The sequence below is a fragment of the Neobacillus sp. S1115 genome, from assembly GCF_055385565.1.
Genome location: NZ_AP038275.1, coordinates 3,489,574 through 3,506,124, shown reverse-complemented (window position 1 = coordinate 3,506,124; position 16,551 = coordinate 3,489,574). Strand labels below are relative to the sequence as shown.

General features: G+C 43.0%; 14 protein-coding genes. 11 read left to right on the top strand and 3 right to left on the bottom strand.

All coding sequences use genetic code 11. The features are described 5' to 3' along the window. Window positions 1-29: 29 nt before the first annotated feature. The 10 genes from ACZ5B7_RS16945 to ACZ5B7_RS16900 all read left to right on the top strand — a co-directional run bounded on the left by ACZ5B7_RS16945 (window position 30) and on the right by ACZ5B7_RS16900 (window position 11,841). Entirely contained in the window at window positions 30-764 is a 735-nt protein-coding gene (locus tag ACZ5B7_RS16945; RefSeq protein WP_464490228.1) for a GntR family transcriptional regulator, read from the top strand. A gap of 60 nt (window positions 765-824) precedes the next feature. Beyond that, a complete protein-coding gene (locus ACZ5B7_RS16940) occupies window positions 825-2,267 on the top strand; it encodes an FAD-binding oxidoreductase (RefSeq protein ID WP_464490227.1) in 1,443 nt (480 codons plus the stop codon). 39 nt (window positions 2,268-2,306) lie between these two features. Beyond that, window positions 2,307-3,344 carry a zinc-dependent alcohol dehydrogenase gene (locus ACZ5B7_RS16935; RefSeq protein ID WP_464490226.1) on the top strand — a complete coding sequence of 346 codons (1,038 nt, stop codon included), beginning with the start codon at window positions 2,307-2,309 and terminating at the stop codon, window positions 3,342-3,344. Next, complete coding sequence (gene xylB / locus ACZ5B7_RS16930; RefSeq protein WP_464490225.1) at window positions 3,341-4,855, top strand: xylulokinase; 1,515 nt, start codon at window positions 3,341-3,343, stop codon at window positions 4,853-4,855. The genes ACZ5B7_RS16935 and xylB overlap by 4 nt, the downstream gene beginning before the upstream one ends. Window positions 4,856-4,926: 71 nt before the next feature. Next, window positions 4,927-6,276, top strand: a complete 1,350-nt coding sequence (locus tag ACZ5B7_RS16925) for an ABC transporter substrate-binding protein (RefSeq protein ID WP_464490224.1) — start codon at window positions 4,927-4,929, stop codon at window positions 6,274-6,276. A gap of 111 nt (window positions 6,277-6,387) precedes the next feature. Next, the gene (locus ACZ5B7_RS16920; RefSeq protein ID WP_464490223.1) at window positions 6,388-7,308 is read left to right on the top strand and encodes a carbohydrate ABC transporter permease; all 921 of its coding nucleotides are present in this window, start codon (window positions 6,388-6,390) and stop codon (window positions 7,306-7,308) included. After that, complete coding sequence (locus ACZ5B7_RS16915) at window positions 7,305-8,135, top strand: carbohydrate ABC transporter permease (RefSeq protein WP_464490222.1); 831 nt, start codon at window positions 7,305-7,307, stop codon at window positions 8,133-8,135. Before ACZ5B7_RS16920 ends, ACZ5B7_RS16915 begins: the two co-directional genes overlap by 4 nt. Window positions 8,136-8,215: 80 nt before the next feature. Beyond that, window positions 8,216-9,016: an SDR family NAD(P)-dependent oxidoreductase gene (locus tag ACZ5B7_RS16910; protein WP_464490221.1), complete on the top strand. Its 801-nt coding sequence runs from the start codon at window positions 8,216-8,218 to the stop codon at window positions 9,014-9,016. Window positions 9,017-9,105: 89 nt separating this feature from the next. Beyond that, the gene (locus ACZ5B7_RS16905) at window positions 9,106-10,296 is read left to right on the top strand and encodes an iron-containing alcohol dehydrogenase (RefSeq protein WP_464494512.1); all 1,191 of its coding nucleotides are present in this window, start codon (window positions 9,106-9,108) and stop codon (window positions 10,294-10,296) included. Between the two features lie 87 nt (window positions 10,297-10,383). Beyond that, window positions 10,384-11,841 (top strand): CoA-acylating methylmalonate-semialdehyde dehydrogenase, encoded by a 1,458-nt coding sequence (locus tag ACZ5B7_RS16900; RefSeq protein ID WP_464490220.1) that lies wholly within the window; start codon window positions 10,384-10,386, stop codon window positions 11,839-11,841. A 398-nt stretch (window positions 11,842-12,239) separates the two neighbouring features. Here ACZ5B7_RS16900 and ACZ5B7_RS16895 read toward each other — a convergent pair whose 3' ends face one another. After that, window positions 12,240-12,740: a sigma-70 family RNA polymerase sigma factor gene (locus ACZ5B7_RS16895; RefSeq protein WP_464490219.1), complete on the bottom strand. Its 501-nt coding sequence runs from the start codon at window positions 12,738-12,740 to the stop codon at window positions 12,240-12,242. A gap of 757 nt (window positions 12,741-13,497) precedes the next feature. On the opposite strand from ACZ5B7_RS16895, the gene ACZ5B7_RS16890 reads away from it, so the two are divergent. Then, on the top strand, window positions 13,498-13,632 hold the full coding sequence (locus ACZ5B7_RS16890; protein ID WP_464494511.1) for an ATP-binding domain-containing protein: 135 nt from the start codon (window positions 13,498-13,500) through the stop codon (window positions 13,630-13,632). Window positions 13,633-13,814: 182 nt separating this feature from the next. Here the strand turns inward: ACZ5B7_RS16890 and ACZ5B7_RS16885 are convergent, their stop codons facing one another. Together ACZ5B7_RS16885 and ACZ5B7_RS16880 are read right to left on the bottom strand one after the other, a co-directional pair. Then, window positions 13,815-15,047 carry an acetyl-CoA acetyltransferase gene (locus ACZ5B7_RS16885; protein ID WP_464490218.1) on the bottom strand — a complete coding sequence of 411 codons (1,233 nt, stop codon included), beginning with the start codon at window positions 15,045-15,047 and terminating at the stop codon, window positions 13,815-13,817. Window positions 15,048-15,124: 77 nt separating this feature from the next. Next, a complete protein-coding gene (locus ACZ5B7_RS16880) occupies window positions 15,125-16,459 on the bottom strand; it encodes a sigma-54 interaction domain-containing protein (RefSeq protein WP_464490217.1) in 1,335 nt (444 codons plus the stop codon). Between the last annotated feature and the right edge of the window lie 92 nt (window positions 16,460-16,551).

The window sequence follows — 16,551 nt, the reverse complement described above, 5'->3', positions numbered from 1 at the left end:
TATAAAACAGAATGAAAGGGTTTTACGATATGGAAAAAATGAAAACCTTTGCAAATACTCAAATGCCTATCTATATTCAAATATCTCAGGACATCCGAAGCCAAATCGTCAGTGGCCACTATAAACAGGACGAGAAAATTCCAACCGAGGATGAAATTGTCGTCAAGTACGGCGTCTCGCGAATGACAGCCAGAAATGCTGTAACCGAATTAGTGAAGGAGGGGTTAGTTTACCGCGTTCAAGGTAAAGGAGCATTTGTAGGAAATGTAAAATTAAAACGCAGCCTCAATAAAATCACAGGGTTTCACCAGGATATGCTCGAAATTGGCCTGCACCCAAGATCAAAACTACTAGAATTCCAAAAAAGACCCCCAACAGACAAAGAGTGCCAAAAGTTAGCCATCCGGAAAATTAACAAAGTCTTCTCCATCAAGCGGATCAGATATATTGATGATACTCCCTATGGTTTACAGGAGTTAGTCATACCCGAATATCAGGTTCCAGAATTAGCCTCAGTCGATCTAGAACATCAATCGTTCTATTCCTATTTAGAAAATATCAACAAGCCCATCAAAAAAGCCGAACAGCAAATGGAAGCAGTCATGAATGACCAGGTAGCGAAAACGCTGGGTATATCAGAAAGTATTCCGTACTTTTCTTTTGAAAGAATTTCCTACCTTCATGATGGAATTCCAGTAGAGTTGTTACACTCTTTTTTTCGAGGAGATAAATTCTCCTACACGATTAGTCTTTCCAGCGAATAACGGAGTCCTATTTTTCAAAAGGGCTTCAAAAAATAGATACACAGAGAGGGGAATTTTATTTTGAATTTAAAAGGGTACGCTCTGGAGATGTTCCGCTCAGAGCTTGAGGATGCTGTAGGTCCTGAAAATGTAGTCGATGTGGTGAATGATGCTCAAAAGGATTTGGCCATTGATCAATATTGGCTGACCTTTATGTGGAAGCAAAAGAACGAAGAGCTGCCAATGCCTCATTTTATCGTGAGGCCGGAAACGACCGAAGAAGTCTCGAAGGTCATGAAAATTTGTAACACCTATAAGGTGCCGGTAGTCCCTAGGGGAGGAGGCTCCGGAACCCAAGGCGGCGCAGCCACCATGTATGGAGGAATCGTGCTGGATGTTACAAGGATGAACAAAATTATCGACATTGATGAAGAGTCGCTCGTTTTGACCGCCCAGCCGGGAATCAATGGACGAGTCCTCGAAAATATACTAAATAAACACGGGTTCATGCTTGCTCATTACCCATCCTCGGTCGATATCGCCACATTGGGAGGATATCTTGCCGCAAGAGGCTCTGGGGTCATGTCCACGAAATACGGCAAAGCGGAGGACATGGTCTTATCCGTAGAGGTGGTCCTGCCGGATGGAAAAATCGTCGAGACACTACCTGTTCCAAATCATGCCTCTGGCCCGGGGTTGCTGCAGCTATTTGTTGGGTCTGAAGGAACGCTTGGTGTAATCACAAAAATTCGCATCCGCTTAGATCCACTCCCGGAAACTCGACTTTTCCGAATGATTAAGTTCCCTGACATTCACGATGGCATTGAAGCAGGGCGCCAAATCATGCTCAACCGATTAAACCCTGCGGTCATCCGGCTGTATGATCCAGGCTCCACCAAAAAATCGTTGAAGGGAACTGGGATGAATGCGGATGGGGTTAATATGGTTCTCATGGTGGATGGATTTGAAAGCATTGCAACCGAGCAAATGAAAAAAGTGTTAGAAATCTGCTTCGAAAATGGAGGGACGGATTTAGGTGAAGAACCGGGATTATATTGGTGGAACACCCGCTATGACTTCTACCGCCCGCCGCTGCAGCCGTCCTATCCGCTTTTATATGGAACAGTAGAAACAATCACCACTTATGACAAAATCCACAAGCTTTATGATGAGAAAAAACGGCTGGTGGAAGAAAAGTATAAGGAGTATAACGCGGAGTATATGGCCCATTTTTCCCATTGGTATCCTTGGGGGACGATGATTTATGATCGATTCTATATAGCTAATCCTCCTGAAGACGCTAAGGAACTATTCCGGTTGCATAACCAGATTTGGGCGGATTGTTCACGGGTCAATCTGGAAAATGGCGCACTCTTAAATGAACATCATGGAATCGGTTTTAAACTTGGCTATCTAATGCCAGAGCTCTATGGCGAGATGTTTGATGTGTTACTAAATATTAAAAAAGGCATCGATCCTAAAGGAATCATGAACCCGGGTAAATTAGGGTTTGGGATTTGGTAATCTAGTAGATTAGTAGTTTTTAATAAAAGGAGTGGCGTTATGAAAGCATTATGCTATGTAGGTCCCAATGAATTAGCAGTTAAAGAAAAAGGCATTCCCGAGATTGGGCCGGGGGAAGTCCTGATTAAAGTAGCCTTTGCCGGGATTTGCGGTACCGATACGTTAGCCTATCACGGCGGGATGATCAAACGGACAAAGCCTTTTGTCATATTAGGCCATGAATTTTCTGGAACCATTCACGAAGCAGGACCATCTTCCAGCTTTCAGAAAGGGGACAGAGTAACAGTTGAGCCGATCACCTCCTGCGGCGAATGTGACAGCTGCCAGAGAGGGGATTATAACCTTTGCACAGTTGCTTTCAACCTGATTGGCATCGATAGTGATGGGGCTTTTGCCGAGTATATTAAAGTTCCTGAGTCCAAGGTTTACCGCCTCGGAGATACGATTTCGTTGAGGGCCGGAGCCTTAATTGAACCGCTTGCGGTGTGTGTCCATGCCGTGGAAAAAGGAAAAGTTTCTGCCGGACAAACGGTACTGGTGGTTGGCGGAGGTCCAATCGGAATCATTACCGCACTAACCGCCCAACAAAAAGGGGCAAACGTATTCATTTCGGAAATTAATCCGTATCGCATACAGGTTGCCCAGCAATTGGGGTTTGAAGTATTGAATCCAACCGAAACGAATTTTCTTGAACAAATAAGCGAAAAAACTCAGGGACGCGGTGTGGATGTTTCCATTGAAGCCACAGGAACCAACAATGGGATAGTCACCTGTATTGAAGCAGCCCGTACGAAGGGAATCTTAGTGATTGCCGGCCTGCCAAAAAAGAATGCCGATTTTGATGTGTATCGCATCATCGCCAAAGAATTGCACCTTGTCGGAACAAGGGTCTATAGGAAGGAAGATTATGATCAAGCGATACAATTGCTTTCATCCGGCGAATTGGATCTAAGCAGCCTCATTTCCAAGGTGGTTCCGTTGGAAGCAACCATTGAACAAGGGTTTGAAGCGATTGACAACGGCGAGGATGTCATCAAGATCCTCATTTCAGTTTCAGACGAGGATGAGAAGGCATGAGTGAACAATACGTATTAGGAATTGACCATGGCTCAGGCGGATGTAAGGTCACCTGTCTTAAGTCCGATGGAACCATTTTTTCAGAGGCGTATGTCCCGTATCCATCTCTTTATCCCCATCCTAAGTGGGTAGAACAGGATCCTGAAACTTGGATGAAAGCCGCCTTTGAGGCAGTATCCAAAGCTACGGAGAAATTAGGCCCACATGGAAAGAAGAATATTAAGGCACTCAGCTTTAGTGCCCCGCATCATGTGGCGGTTTTACTCGATAAGAATCGTCAAGTGATCCGACCGGCAATCATGTGGAATGACCAGCGTTCGGGTGAACAGTCTAATCAGTTGGGCGATTTATATGGAAAGAAAATATTTGAACTTACTTATAACGCACCTAATCCGACTTGGACACTATGCCATCTTTTATGGCTGCAGCAGCATGAGCCGGAACAGTACGAAAAAATCGATAAAATTCTCTTTATGAAGGATTATGTCCGTTATTGCTTTTCTGGCCAGATGGCTACCGATTATATCGAAGCAGAAGGCACACTATTATATGATATTGAAAAACAAGAGTGGTCTGAATTCTTGCTTTCGCTGGTTGACTTAGATGAAAGCGTATTCTCAAAAGTTTTATCACCCACGGATGATTGCGGAACCATTTTGCCCGAAATCGCAGAATTGCTTGGGCTATCCGAACAGACGAGAATTATTGTCGGGACAGCGGATACGGCGGCTGAGGTCTATGGATGCGGTACGATCAAGGATGGAGATGGGGTCGTCAAGCTAGCGACAGCAGGAAACTTCAGCATAGTGACGAATACGGTCACCAAGAATGAAAAACTAACAACCTACCATCATCTTGTCGATGATTTATTCTACCAAAATAGTGCGACCAATTTTGCTGCCGCCTCTTTCCGCTGGTTTAAGGAAAGCTTTTTCCAAGAGTTTGAGGAAAGCAAGAATCTACCGTCGATTTATCCTGAGATTATGAAACAGGTTGAATCAGTCAAACCGGGTTCGGAGGGGTTAATTTTTCAACCTTACCTAAATGGCGAGCGTTCGCCACACTGGGATCCATACTTAAGGGGGAGCTTCTTTGGCTGTACCGCCCGCCATTCCAGAAGCCATTTTGCCAGAGCAGTTTTGGAGGGGGTTGGTTTTTCACTTAAGGATTGCAGCCAGCAGTTTCCTAACAAGCGTTTGAAAAAAATGCGGATTATTGGGGGGGGAAGTAAAGGCCCGGAATGGGTGCAGATTATTGCTGATATCTTAAATGTTGAATTAGAGGTTCCTGCCAGCAGCGATGCTTCCTTTGGGGCCGCTTTGGTTGCGGCCACAGGAATTGGCTGGTTTGCCGACTTAAAGGAAGCTGCTCAGGCTACTGAAAGTGTCATTTATAACCTTTCACCAAAGGAAAAAAATATTGGGGTTTATGAAGAGTTATTTTCCATCTACCAAGAATTACATTCACGGACCTATGAATTGTCACACAGGCTATCGCAATTTAGTTCCTAGGGAATAAACTTTTGTAATATTGGGAATTCGCCTGTCATCAGGCATTCTATATTAAGGGGAGTGAAAAATTGATGAGGAAAAAATGGTTTCTTTTATTCTTGGTAAGTAGTTTACTAGCAGGAATTCTTTCCGGGTGTTTAGGCAGCCAAGTTGAACCAACAGAAACAAAGGTAAAAACAGGGAAGAAAAGCGATACCATCATTCGAATTGCTTCAGTAGAAACAGGACCAAAAACAATGGAAGTCCTTAAAAAAGCAGGGGAAGAGTACGAAAAGGAATTTGGGGTCAAAGTGGTAGCAGAAGCTGTGCCGCTAGCGGATATTTTTACAAAAATTAATGCAACCTATGGAACTTCTGCCCAATATAGTGCATTCCTTACTGGATTTGTTGGACATATCTCTATTTTAGAGGAACAGGGGAAGTTAGCTGAGGTGGATGATATCATTGAAAACCTTGGCGGTAAGAAGGACTTCTACAACGGACATATCTTATTCCCAATCAAGGGGAAAACATATTGGATTCCATACGATTACAATTTAGGCTATGGCTACGTTCGAAAAGACTGGTTAAAGGAAAAGGGATTATCTGTTCCTAAAACATGGGATGAATTAGTTAACGTTGCCAAGGCGTTAACGGATAAAGCCAATAATAAATACGGTTTAATTATGCCGTTATCTTCTGATGGAGCCACAAACTGGCTTACAAGCAGTTTATTGTGGGCCAATGATGTCCGAATTTTTGATGATAATTGGAAGGTCATTTTGGATTCACCGGAAATGAAGCCGAAGGTGGTTGAATCTCTTAACCTGCTTAAAGAACTTTATCCATACATGCCGGCAGAAGCGACAAGTGCGTCGTACGCCGAGATGACGGAAGCTTTTATCTCCGAGCAGGTAGGTATGACCTTCTATTCCGGTAGATTAGTAGACATTCTAGAAACGAAAAACCCAGATTTAGGAGACAAATTTGAAGTGTTTGGTATTCCTATGAAAGATGGAAATGGTGTAGCCGCTACACTAGGCTATGACTCAATGGCTGTCTTGAAGACTGATCATACTGACGAAACTAAGAAGTTCGTGGAATGGTTTTATAAGGAAAAGCTAAATGATTTCTTGCATACCGATGGAGTTCATTACTTCCCGGCTCAGGAATCTATTTATAATAGCAAAGAATGGCGTTCTGACCCAGTCATTACGAAGTATTGGGAAACAGGCGTGGAGCCACAGTATGAACTCTTAAAAAATGCTGATCTGCACTCCATTGATTCGGATGGACCTGAAACGGATGCACGTCCTGGTAAAGTGTTTGAAGCCTTTTTAATTCCAAAGCTATTCCAAAAAGTGACGTTGAACAATGAAGACCCTGGAAAGGCTGTAGATGAGATCGCAGATGAGATTCGAAAGTTAGTTGGAGAGAAATAGAGTTATAGTCAGGCAGATTCTCTGAGATCTGCCTGGCTCCTCTAGGAATAGGAGGCGGTTACGATAGAAAGGAAGCTTTCAAAACGAGATATCCCCCTGGTACTCCTTTTTTTGATACCCGGTCTAGTAATATTCACATTCGTAATTATTATCCCTGCGGGCTTTGCCATCAGCTATAGCCTTTACGAAGCATCAAGCTTTGTAGGAATCCCAACGTTTGTCGGTTTGGAGAATTATCTGAATCTCTTGTCGGATACGCGTTTTTGGCGAGATTTATGGCAAACCTTAGTCTATTCGATCGGTTCGATATTCTTGCAAATCATTATTGGTATTGTCATTGCTCTAATTCTTAATCAACAATTTAAAGGACGGGATTTTGTCAGAGGGGTTTCAGTTGTTCCATATATTATTCCAGTTATTGTTGTTACGATGGGCTGGGAATGGATTCTGGATACGAACTTTGGGATTATCAATAAGACATTGGCGTCTATAGGGTTAGGGAAAATTAATTTCCTCTCTATGGATCTTGCTATGCTTACTTCCATTCTATTATCTGTTTGGACATGGACTCCTTTTGTTACCCTTGTTTTCCTTTCGGGATTACAGACAATTTCACATGATTTGTACGAGAGTGCGACATTGGATGGTGCCAATGGCTGGCAGCAATTTTGGAGAATTACGATTCCAATGATAAAAGACTTGTTAATTACTATTGTCCTTCTTCGCGGGCTCTGGATGTTCAATAAATTTGATTTAGTTTGGCTGTTAACGGGGGGCGGACCGCTTGAAAAGACGGAAACCCTTCCAATCTATATTTATTTAAATACTTTCAAGCTAAACGAAGTAGGCTATGGCGCAACAGTCGCAGTTACTTCTGCAGTCATTATGATGGTGATCATGTATGTTTATTTAAAAATTACAAGCTATTCACCGAAGGAAAAGAAATTGAAGAAGAGGGAAGCGGCAGCGGTACAAGAGCAAGTGTCAGCTCTCAATAAAGGAATTTCTATCAAAGGAGACAGCAGCCTATGAAAAAAAGTATACGGTCTCAAATAACCATCTACATTCTGGCTGCTTTTGTCTTTGTTTATTCTTTTTTCCCTATTTACTGGATTGCAATCTCGCCATTACGCGGGGTCAAAGGGTTTTTTGAAGATAGCACTACTTTATTGCCCACTGCATTTGATTTAACCTTCTTTGTGAATATATGGAATGAGACGAATTTCCCTCTGTATTATAAGAATAGTTTCATAGTAGCGATTGCTACCACTGTTGTTACGGTTATTTTTTCAAGTCTCATAGCGTATGTACTAACTCGTTTTCATTTTCGCGGTAAAAATTTCTTGTTAAACAGCATGTTAATCGGCTACATGCTGCCGCCGATGTTATTGGCGATACCACTGTTAGGAATGTTTATTTCCTTCGGCATTGATGATTCCTTGTTTGGATTAACGATTTCTCATATTGCGATGACGCTGCCGTTTGGTGTCTGGATGCTGAATAGCTTCTTCAAGACCATTCCATTTGAACTGGAGGAAAGTGCTTGGATGGATGGGGCGAGCCGATTCCAGGCTTTGTACCGCGTAATTTTGCCTTTGCTTATTCCAGGGGTTATCAGCGTAGGGGTCTTTTCGTTTATCGTTTCTTTTACGGACTATACGTTTGGACTCATGATGGTGTCTTCGGAAGTGAATAAAACGATCCCTATCGGATTAGCAGGTATTAAGGAGTCAACTTCCCTGCAACGCGGTGAATTGCTTGCAGGTGCGGCCATGATTATTGTCCCTATGGTTATTTTGTTCTCCTTTGTTACGAAGTATTTTATTAAAGGTCTTACAGCTGGAGCGGTAAAAGGGTAAGCGGATTTGGATGCGAAGTGGTGTCAGACACGCATTGGTTTTTGTCGAATAGCAAGTTAGCGGCAGGGAGATGATCGACTTTGTTCGAATTAGATGTAAATCAGCGAAACGTTGTAGTTACGGGAGGAAGCAGCGGAATCGGGTTAGCGATTTGTAAGGCATTTTTGCAAAAAGGAGCTAACGTGAGTAACTGGGACATACATCAATCAGAAGATGTAAAACAATTACTCGATGAATATCCTTCTAGGTATCAGTATCTTGAAGTAGATGTCACGGAAGAAAGTTCAATCATGAAAGCGGCGGAGTATACTTGGGGAATCGTGGATGTGCTCATTAATAATGCAGGAATCATCAGTAAATCGCCGCTTGAGAGTATCCGTGTCGAGGACTGGAATCGGATTTATGATATTAATGTTCGAGGCACAATGCTGGTTACCAAAAATCTCGTGTGGAAATTGAGGAAGTCCGGGAGAGGGCGGGTCATTAATCTCTCTTCCATGACCGCAAAAATCGGACTGGAAACCTATAGTCTTTATTCCTCGACGAAGGCAGCTGTGTCTAATTTAACCAAAGTATGGGGGCTGGAATTGGCCAAAGATGGTATTACCGTAAATGCCTTATGTCCAGGGTGGGCTGATACAGCGATGAAGGGAAAGCTTGTTCAGGGGATTGCTGGGATCCACCATATTCCTGATCATAAGGCGGAGGAACTCATTTTAGGACATGTCCCGCAAAAAAGGTTTATTCAAACAGAAGAAATTGCCTTTTGCTGTCTCTTTCTAGCAAGTACGCTTGCGGGAGCAATTAGTGGACAGGAGATATTTATTGATACAGGGCTGACAAACATGTTTAAACCTGGTGTACATGCAGCTGAAGTTTAGTGACTAGTATTCATAAACGGAAAAATTCCTCTAGGTTGATCTACTCGGGACATTTTTAAATGAGCGAGAAATTAAATGAGGTGAATGGAATGGAAGGTTTTGCAGTATTTCATACCCCGGAAAAAATTTTATACGGACGCGGTTCTTTCCGGCAGGCTGGAAGGGAGGCGGCTGCCACGGGGAAAAAGACACTGATTGTGACCGATGAAATGATGACAAAGCATGGGTATGTTGCGGAACTTCAACAGCTTCTGAAGGCAGAAGGCGTTGAAAGTGTCGTCTATCGTGGGGTGGCTTCTGAGCCGACCGACCAGTACGTAGCCGAAGCGCTTGAAATGCTCCGCAGCGAAGAGTGTGACGTGGTTCTGTCACTCGGCGGCGGCAGCTGCATCGACACGGCTAAAGCGATTGTGGTTCTCGAGAAGAATGGCGGCTACATTGGGGATTATATTGGTGGCCAAAAGGACTGTACACAGCCAAGGGTTACGCACATTGCCCTTCCTACAACTGCCGGCACCGGATCAGAGGCTACGGATGTAACGGTGATTACGAATACATCGACTGATGTGAAAATGATGATTAAGCACCCGGTGTTTATGCCGGCCGTTGCCATTGTGGATCCGTATTTAACACAGTCCGCTCCACCGCCTGTTGTGGCGGCGACCGGGGTGGATGCCCTTTGCCACGCCATTGAAGCCTATTTATCGAAAAAAGCTCATCCGATGACGGACACATTGGCCAAATCGGCGATTGGGCTGATTGTTCGTTCACTTGAGCGAGCCTATAATGACCCCACTGACTTGGATGCGAAGGAAGCGATGTGTCTAGGTTCCCTGCAGGCGGGGATGGCGTTTTCGAATGCTTCCGTTACCCTGGTTCATGGGATGTCCCGCCCAATTGGTGCGCTTTTTCATGTCCCGCATGGTCTATCAAACGCGATGCTGCTTCCGGCTGTTCTCGATTTCAGCAAAAACGCTTGTACGACACAATTGGCGGAGATTGGCGAATTGTTCTTTGAAAATGGCCATAAGGAGTCTGATTTAGATTTTGCTGAAAAAGCAGATGCAGTCATTCAAAGAATAAAGGAAATGTGCCGGAGCCTGAATATCCCAGACCTAAAAAGCTGGGGTATTCCAGAGCAGGAATTCCAAACAGCCCTCGAAAAAATGGCAGGAGATGCCCTAGCCAGTGGAAGTCCTGCAAACAACCCAAGAGTACCAACAAAAGAAGAAATCATCAGCCTATATCAAACATGCTATGAATACATGGGGGTTAAATAAGAAAAATGGGGCCAGGCTTGGCCCCAATAAAGTAATGCTTTAAAGTGATAATGATGTGGGGTTTTTAAGGTTAGGGAGGAGGATTAGATGTCTATCGTTACAGTTAAGGTTTTGAAGAATTTCATTGGCGGCAATTGGATAGAGGCGAAGACTCAACGATACGAAGAAGTACCGAATCCGGCAACAGGAGAAATTTTAGCAAAAGTACCTTTTTCCTCTAGAGAGGATTTGGATGCCGCCGTCGCTGTAGCCAAACGTGTGTTTGTCTCTTGGAGTGAGACTCCAGTCCCTAAACGGGCACGAGTCATGTTCAAATACCAGCAATTATTGGTTGAGCACTGGGATGAGCTTGCGACTTTGATAACCAAGGAAAACGGAAAAAGCTTCAAAGAAGCCTATGGTGAGGTACAGCGCGGAATCGAGTGTGTTGAGTTCGCAGCGGGTGCCCCGACACTTATGATGGGTAAACAGCTTCCAGACATTGCGACAAACATTGAATCAGGAATGTACCGCTACCCGGTAGGAGTAGTCGGCGGGATTACCCCGTTTAATTTTCCGATGATGGTACCGTGCTGGATGTTCCCGCTAGCAATCGCACTCGGGAATACGTTTGTTCTGAAACCGTCGGAGCGGACACCTCTGCTAGCCAATCGCTTGGCTGAGTTGCTGAAAGAGGCCGGACTCCCAGACGGTGTGTTCAATATAGTCCACGGTGCTCATGATGTAGTCAATGGATTGCTAGAGCATAAAGATATACCTGCTATTTCTTTTGTCGGCTCTCAACCGGTCGCCGAATATGTCTACAAAACAGCAGCAAACCACGGCAAAAGGGTGCAGGCATTAGCTGGTGCCAAGAACCATTCGATTGTGAGCCCTGATGCTGATTTAGATCAAGCAGTTAAAGAAATCATCAGTGCCGCCTATGGGTCTGCCGGCGAACGCTGTATGGCTTGCTCTGTGGTGGTCGCTGTTGGCGAAGTTGCTGAACCTCTGATTGAAAAATTGACTGAGGCTGCCGATCAGATTCGGATAGGTAACGGGCTGAAGGAAGAGGTCTTTTTAGGTCCGGTCATCCGCCAGCAGCATAAAGAGCGGACAGAGTCGTACATCCAGACGGGGGTTGAGGAAGGAGCCGTTTTGGTCAGGGATGGACGAAAGGACGAAGCCTATCTTCAGGATGGATATTTTATCGGGCCGACCATCTTTGACCAGGTGACACCTGAAATGAAAATATGGAAGGAAGAAATCTTTGCCCCGGTATTGTCGATTGTTCGGGTTGATAGTTTAGAAGAAGCTGTGGATTTAACAAATCAGTCTGATTTTGGCAACGGTGCCTGCCTGTTCACGAAAAATGGTGCTGATGTCCGTTATTTTAGAGATAAAATCCAGGTCGGTATGCTCGGTGTGAACATCGGGGTTCCGGCGCCAATGGCGTTCTTCCCATTCTCAGGCTGGAAAAACTCCTTCTACGGAGACCTCCACGTCAACGGCCCAGACGGTGTTGACTTCTACACCAGAAGAAAAATGCTTACCGCCAGATGGTAACTCACTTAGGAGTGGGGGCAAGCTTGTGCGGCTGAACCAAGGTTGGATATTTAGGGTAAGACCCCCAACTAGCTAAAGTTTTACCGCACGTGGGGTCTGAACCTAATTTACAAAGAAATTGATTTTATTATGAAGACAGAAATAATGAACGATTCCCAGCAAAAGAAATTACTCTTTGAAGCTATGATTGATGAGTATAAGAAAATAGATAAAGAAGGCAGTACACCATTGATAAAGTTTCAAATTTTTTAGCTTGAATCTAAGGATTTAATCGAAATACGGAAGACCCTTCTAGGATTACCTCGTGATTTAATATTATAATGATTAAAAAAAGACTGATTTTAAATTGGAAATCAGTCTTTTTTAACAGAAACTACATATGAACAATTTTTATACTATTAATTAAAATTTTCTTTAAAAGTAACCGTGTTATCCATCAATCTCCTACGCGCTCCTTCCCGCCATTGCTTTACAGCCGATACCGTTACACTTTCCAGTTCGGCAATTTCCCTGACGGATAGGCCATTAATGAGAGTGTACTGAAGCCATTTCCCTTGATTTGGGGTTAGCATTTCCAAACAGGATAACAAGATTTCTTTTTCTAAAGAGGGGTCTTGCTGGCTGTCAGCTGTCATCTCCCAGAATTCCTCCTCTAGACAAAAACTTCTATCCTTGCTTTTTGCCATTTTATTGAGTTCCAAAAGTAGCTTGCCTCTAATATATGAATAAGCATAGTTTGTAAAATTCCCTTTTTCCGGATTGAATCGTTGGCTGGCCTCCCATAAGGAAATGAGGCCAAGCTGGTAAAATTCCTCCAGGTCTGTATATAGATGAAGAGAGTGGATGATCTTGTGAATCATTGGCTGATATTGTTCTGCTAACTGTTCAAAGCTTTCCAACGCTAGGTCCTTTCAGGAAAGCGCGCTTATGCCTCTGTATTCCCGGGTATCTCTACCATAGCGGGATTTCCTAATTTCAGCGAATCCACTCATTTCTAATTTGGTGCCGAATTACCCCCTAAAAATGGCAAAATCTAATGTCTTATTTCTAATTTGGAGCTGATTTTAAGAAGTTTCGACCAAAAGTATATAAATTGAGATTGGGTAAGGTTCTCAAAAGCTATTCTGAAAGAACGGTAAGATTATCTAATTCTTCAACACTTTAAAGATTTTATCCTTCGCTATTTTTGACGATCATTTTGTAGATGCGGAATTGTATGAAAAAATCATGAATGTGACACGAGAGTATCGAAACAGAGCTGCACACCCCAATATCATTTCAATAGGAGAGGCATCGGAAGGAAAAGAGTTGATTAAAGAATTAATTTTAAGAGTTTTAAGGGATTATAAGGGGAAAAGGTAAAAGTAAAGTTTCATTCAGGTGAAATATTTACGTAATATATCGATGGTCGCTTAATGAAAAAGAACTATATGAAAAATGGCTAAACCTAGTACGTATTTTTTAAAGAAGCTATTAATAAAATATGAAAGATTAAGGCAACTATTAAGAAGTGGAAGAAAAAATATCAACGGATTGCCATCATTCATAAAGACGAGAAAAAGGCAAAAAATTAATAGACTGTTTAACAACTGAAATCGGAAAAAGTGTCGTTTATATTAATCCTGAAGAAGATGTGAAGCCTGGCTTTGTGTCGGTATAGCTTCGTATAATAGTAAGGGAATGGAATTTGATGGTGTTATTTTAGTGAATGTCAATGAAGAGTCCTTCCCGAAAGATGACCTGCATGCTCGCCTATTATATGTGCTGCTGACTAGGGCCCAACAGGAGTGATAGGATTTTATCAAGATAAGCCTTCGGAGTTGCTTGATGGTTATGTGAAACAGCTTGTAAAAGCGACATCTAAATTTGATGATATATTATAATGACGAGTAAGGCGGCTATGAACTGCCACAGTGAAGGTTCTTATGGCAAAAACCATAAGAACCTTCACTGTGAAATCTGGAATCCTTTTTTTATCTCCCAATCACAAAACAGACGGTGGTTGTTGTGCTGCCACCGATGTTTAAGGTGGCGACATTTTTTGCATCTTTTACTTGGTAGCTTCCTGCAGTACCAGTGACTTGCTTATATGCATCAAGAACCATTCGGATTCCCGTTGCACCGACTGGGTGGCCTAAGCCGATCAATCCGCCGCTTGGATTGATGGGGATTCGACCATTGAAGGCAATATCGCCTGATTCAATAGCCTTCCAGTTTTCGCCGGGTTCCGTTATCCCGAAATGGTCGATGGCCATATATTCGGTGATGGAAAAGCAATCATGTGTCTCAATCGCATCAATATCATCCACGCCGCGAAGTCCTGCTCGGTCAAACATGTCCTCGATGGCTTTGCGGACATGTGGAAACACGAAGCGTTGCTCCGCACTTTCCTTTATCTTGTCTTCTAGCAGCATGGGGGCTGTTTTATGCCCCCAGCCTTTGATCACAGGGATGCTTTCGAACGGTATTTGGAGACGCTCGGCATACGCCTTTGCGTATTTTTCGGATGAGAGAAAGATTGTTGCCCCGCCGTCTGTTACTTGCCCGCAATCCTGGCGGCGAACACGGCCTTCAATCACATGATTATGCTCATCATTTTCCAGAAAGCTATATTCATTGAATTGCCACTGTCTTGTTTGAGCGTTCGGGTTTCGCTTCGCATTTTCAAGATTAATTTTTGCGATTTCAGCTATGTGTTCGTAGCGGAATCCGTAGCGCTCGTCATAAACATCAATTAATCGATTAAATAAATAGGGCCAAGGATAGGTGGCGTCTTTTGCCTCCCGCCCTGTCCAGCAGGCGACACCGAGATTATCTGCCGCTTGTTCTCCTGATACATTCCGCAGTAATTCTACTCCCGTTACACAAGCTAGATCATAACGGCCAGCCTCTATATCGGCAGCTGCTGCCAGGATGGCAATACTGCCTGAAGCGCAGGCTGCTTCATGGCGGCTTGCCGGAACGCCGGAGAAGGCGGGATGAATCGAAGCGAATAATCCGCCAAGCTGTCCCTGCTTACTCCCCAGCTCTCCAACAAAATTCCCGATATGACAAACTTCCACTTCACTCGGATCAATTTTTGTTGATTCCAGTCCACCCTCGACACTAGATTTTAATAGATCAAAAATGTCTTTTCCTTCTCGCGTCCAATTTCTTGAAAAATCGGTTTGGTATCCGCCAAGCACATAAACCTTTGACGTATTCATGATTCACTGCCTCCTCATAAAAGAATTGATAAAATCGACTTAACGTTTTATTTAGGATGCAATTTTCATGCCAAAGGCTATTTCAACCGCTGTAGCTTCTTTACGAGTGAGGATTGACTGATTCCAAGTACTTCTGCTGTTTTACGAGTTGTTTTAAATTCCCTTAATTTTTCCAAAATGATTTTCTTCTCTAAATCTTGAAGCGTTTTTTTCAAGGTCCGTTGATGGGGGTTCTCCGGAGAATGAAGGAACGGGAGATCTGACCATTGAATATCATCATGATCAATGGTCACCACTAACCGCTCAATTAAATTCTCCATCTCGCGGATATTTCCCGGCCACTTATAATCCTCGAATAATTGGATAGTATCATCTCCAAATCTCTTGGTTAACCCATATTTTTTATTTGTTTTTTGAAGGAAATGATAGGCAAGTGGAGCAATGTCTTCAACTCTTTCACGTAAGGGCGGAATCGTAATCGGAATGATATTCAAACGATAAAATAAATCTTGTCTGAAACGCCCTTCATTTACGAGTTGTTCAAGGTTTTTATTCGTTGCCGAGACAACTCGTACATTGACTCTGATGCTTTTCCTGCCGCCAATTCTAGTAATCTCAAATTCTTGCAGTACCCTTAACAGCTTGACCTGCAAATCAAGCGGCATGTCTCCAATTTCATCTAAAAAGATGGTTCCACCGTTTGCCTGTTCAAATAACCCTGGCTTTCCGCGGCTGTCTGCCCCTGTAAAGGCTCCCTTTTCATAGCCGAAAAGCTCTGACTCGAGAAGATTTGGAGGGATAGCGGCACAATTCACCTTAATTAATGGTTCATTTGCGCGTTTGCTTAGCCGATGGATAAAATTTAACAGCACTTCTTTCCCTGTCCCTGATTCACCATGAATAAGGATCGTCGTATCCACTTGGGCAATTTTTGCACATATAGCAAGGATTTTTCGAAATTCTGGGCTTTTGGCAATAATATCAGAATAAACCGGGATCTCTTCATGAATTTTCATGTTGTCTTTGTGATGATGTTTCATTTTAAGAGCAAGCGATAGTATTTGATCAATTTTAAGTTTGTTCAATTCAGCGATATCGCGAATAATTAACACAACATGTGTAACTTGGCCTTTTTCATTTTTTATTGGGCTCCCCGTAATTAACACATCCGACCCTCTAATATGCATGACTTTTGTAACGGGTTTTTTATGTTTTATGACTGCTAGAGTAATAGAATCGTTTATTATCCCTTTTTTCAATGCATCTTTTATATTTCCTCCTACAAATTCTGATTCTGGATACGAAGTAATTCTGCATGCAGCCTTATTGATGGCGATTCCATATCCATCGGCATCTCTAATAGCTACGCCGTCATAGGATGATTCAAATACCTGCTTGTATAATTCCAGCAAATGAAAACTCTCCCTTCATCAAAGTATCTCTGATAAAAAATTCATCATCTGATTCTATTATTCATCAATAACATGTAAAATCCTTCTCTATT

Bases quoted from the DNA above. Each gene is read 5' to 3' on its own strand.
- ACZ5B7_RS16935 (WP_464490226.1), top strand. From the start codon at position 2,307: ATGAAAGCATTATGCTATGTAGGTCCCAATGAATTAGCAGTTAAAGAA.
- ACZ5B7_RS16945 (WP_464490228.1), top strand. From the start codon at position 30: ATGGAAAAAATGAAAACCTTTGCAAATACTCAAATGCCTATCTATATT.
- xylB (WP_464490225.1), top strand. From the start codon at position 3,341: ATGAGTGAACAATACGTATTAGGAATTGACCATGGCTCAGGCGGATGT.
- ACZ5B7_RS16900 (WP_464490220.1), top strand. From the start codon at position 10,384: ATGTCTATCGTTACAGTTAAGGTTTTGAAGAATTTCATTGGCGGCAAT.
- ACZ5B7_RS16885 (WP_464490218.1), bottom strand. From the start codon at position 15,047: ATGAATACGTCAAAGGTTTATGTGCTTGGCGGATACCAAACCGATTTT.
- ACZ5B7_RS16915 (WP_464490222.1), top strand. From the start codon at position 7,305: ATGAAAAAAAGTATACGGTCTCAAATAACCATCTACATTCTGGCTGCT.
- ACZ5B7_RS16905 (WP_464494512.1), top strand. From the start codon at position 9,106: ATGGAAGGTTTTGCAGTATTTCATACCCCGGAAAAAATTTTATACGGA.
- ACZ5B7_RS16925 (WP_464490224.1), top strand. From the start codon at position 4,927: ATGAGGAAAAAATGGTTTCTTTTATTCTTGGTAAGTAGTTTACTAGCA.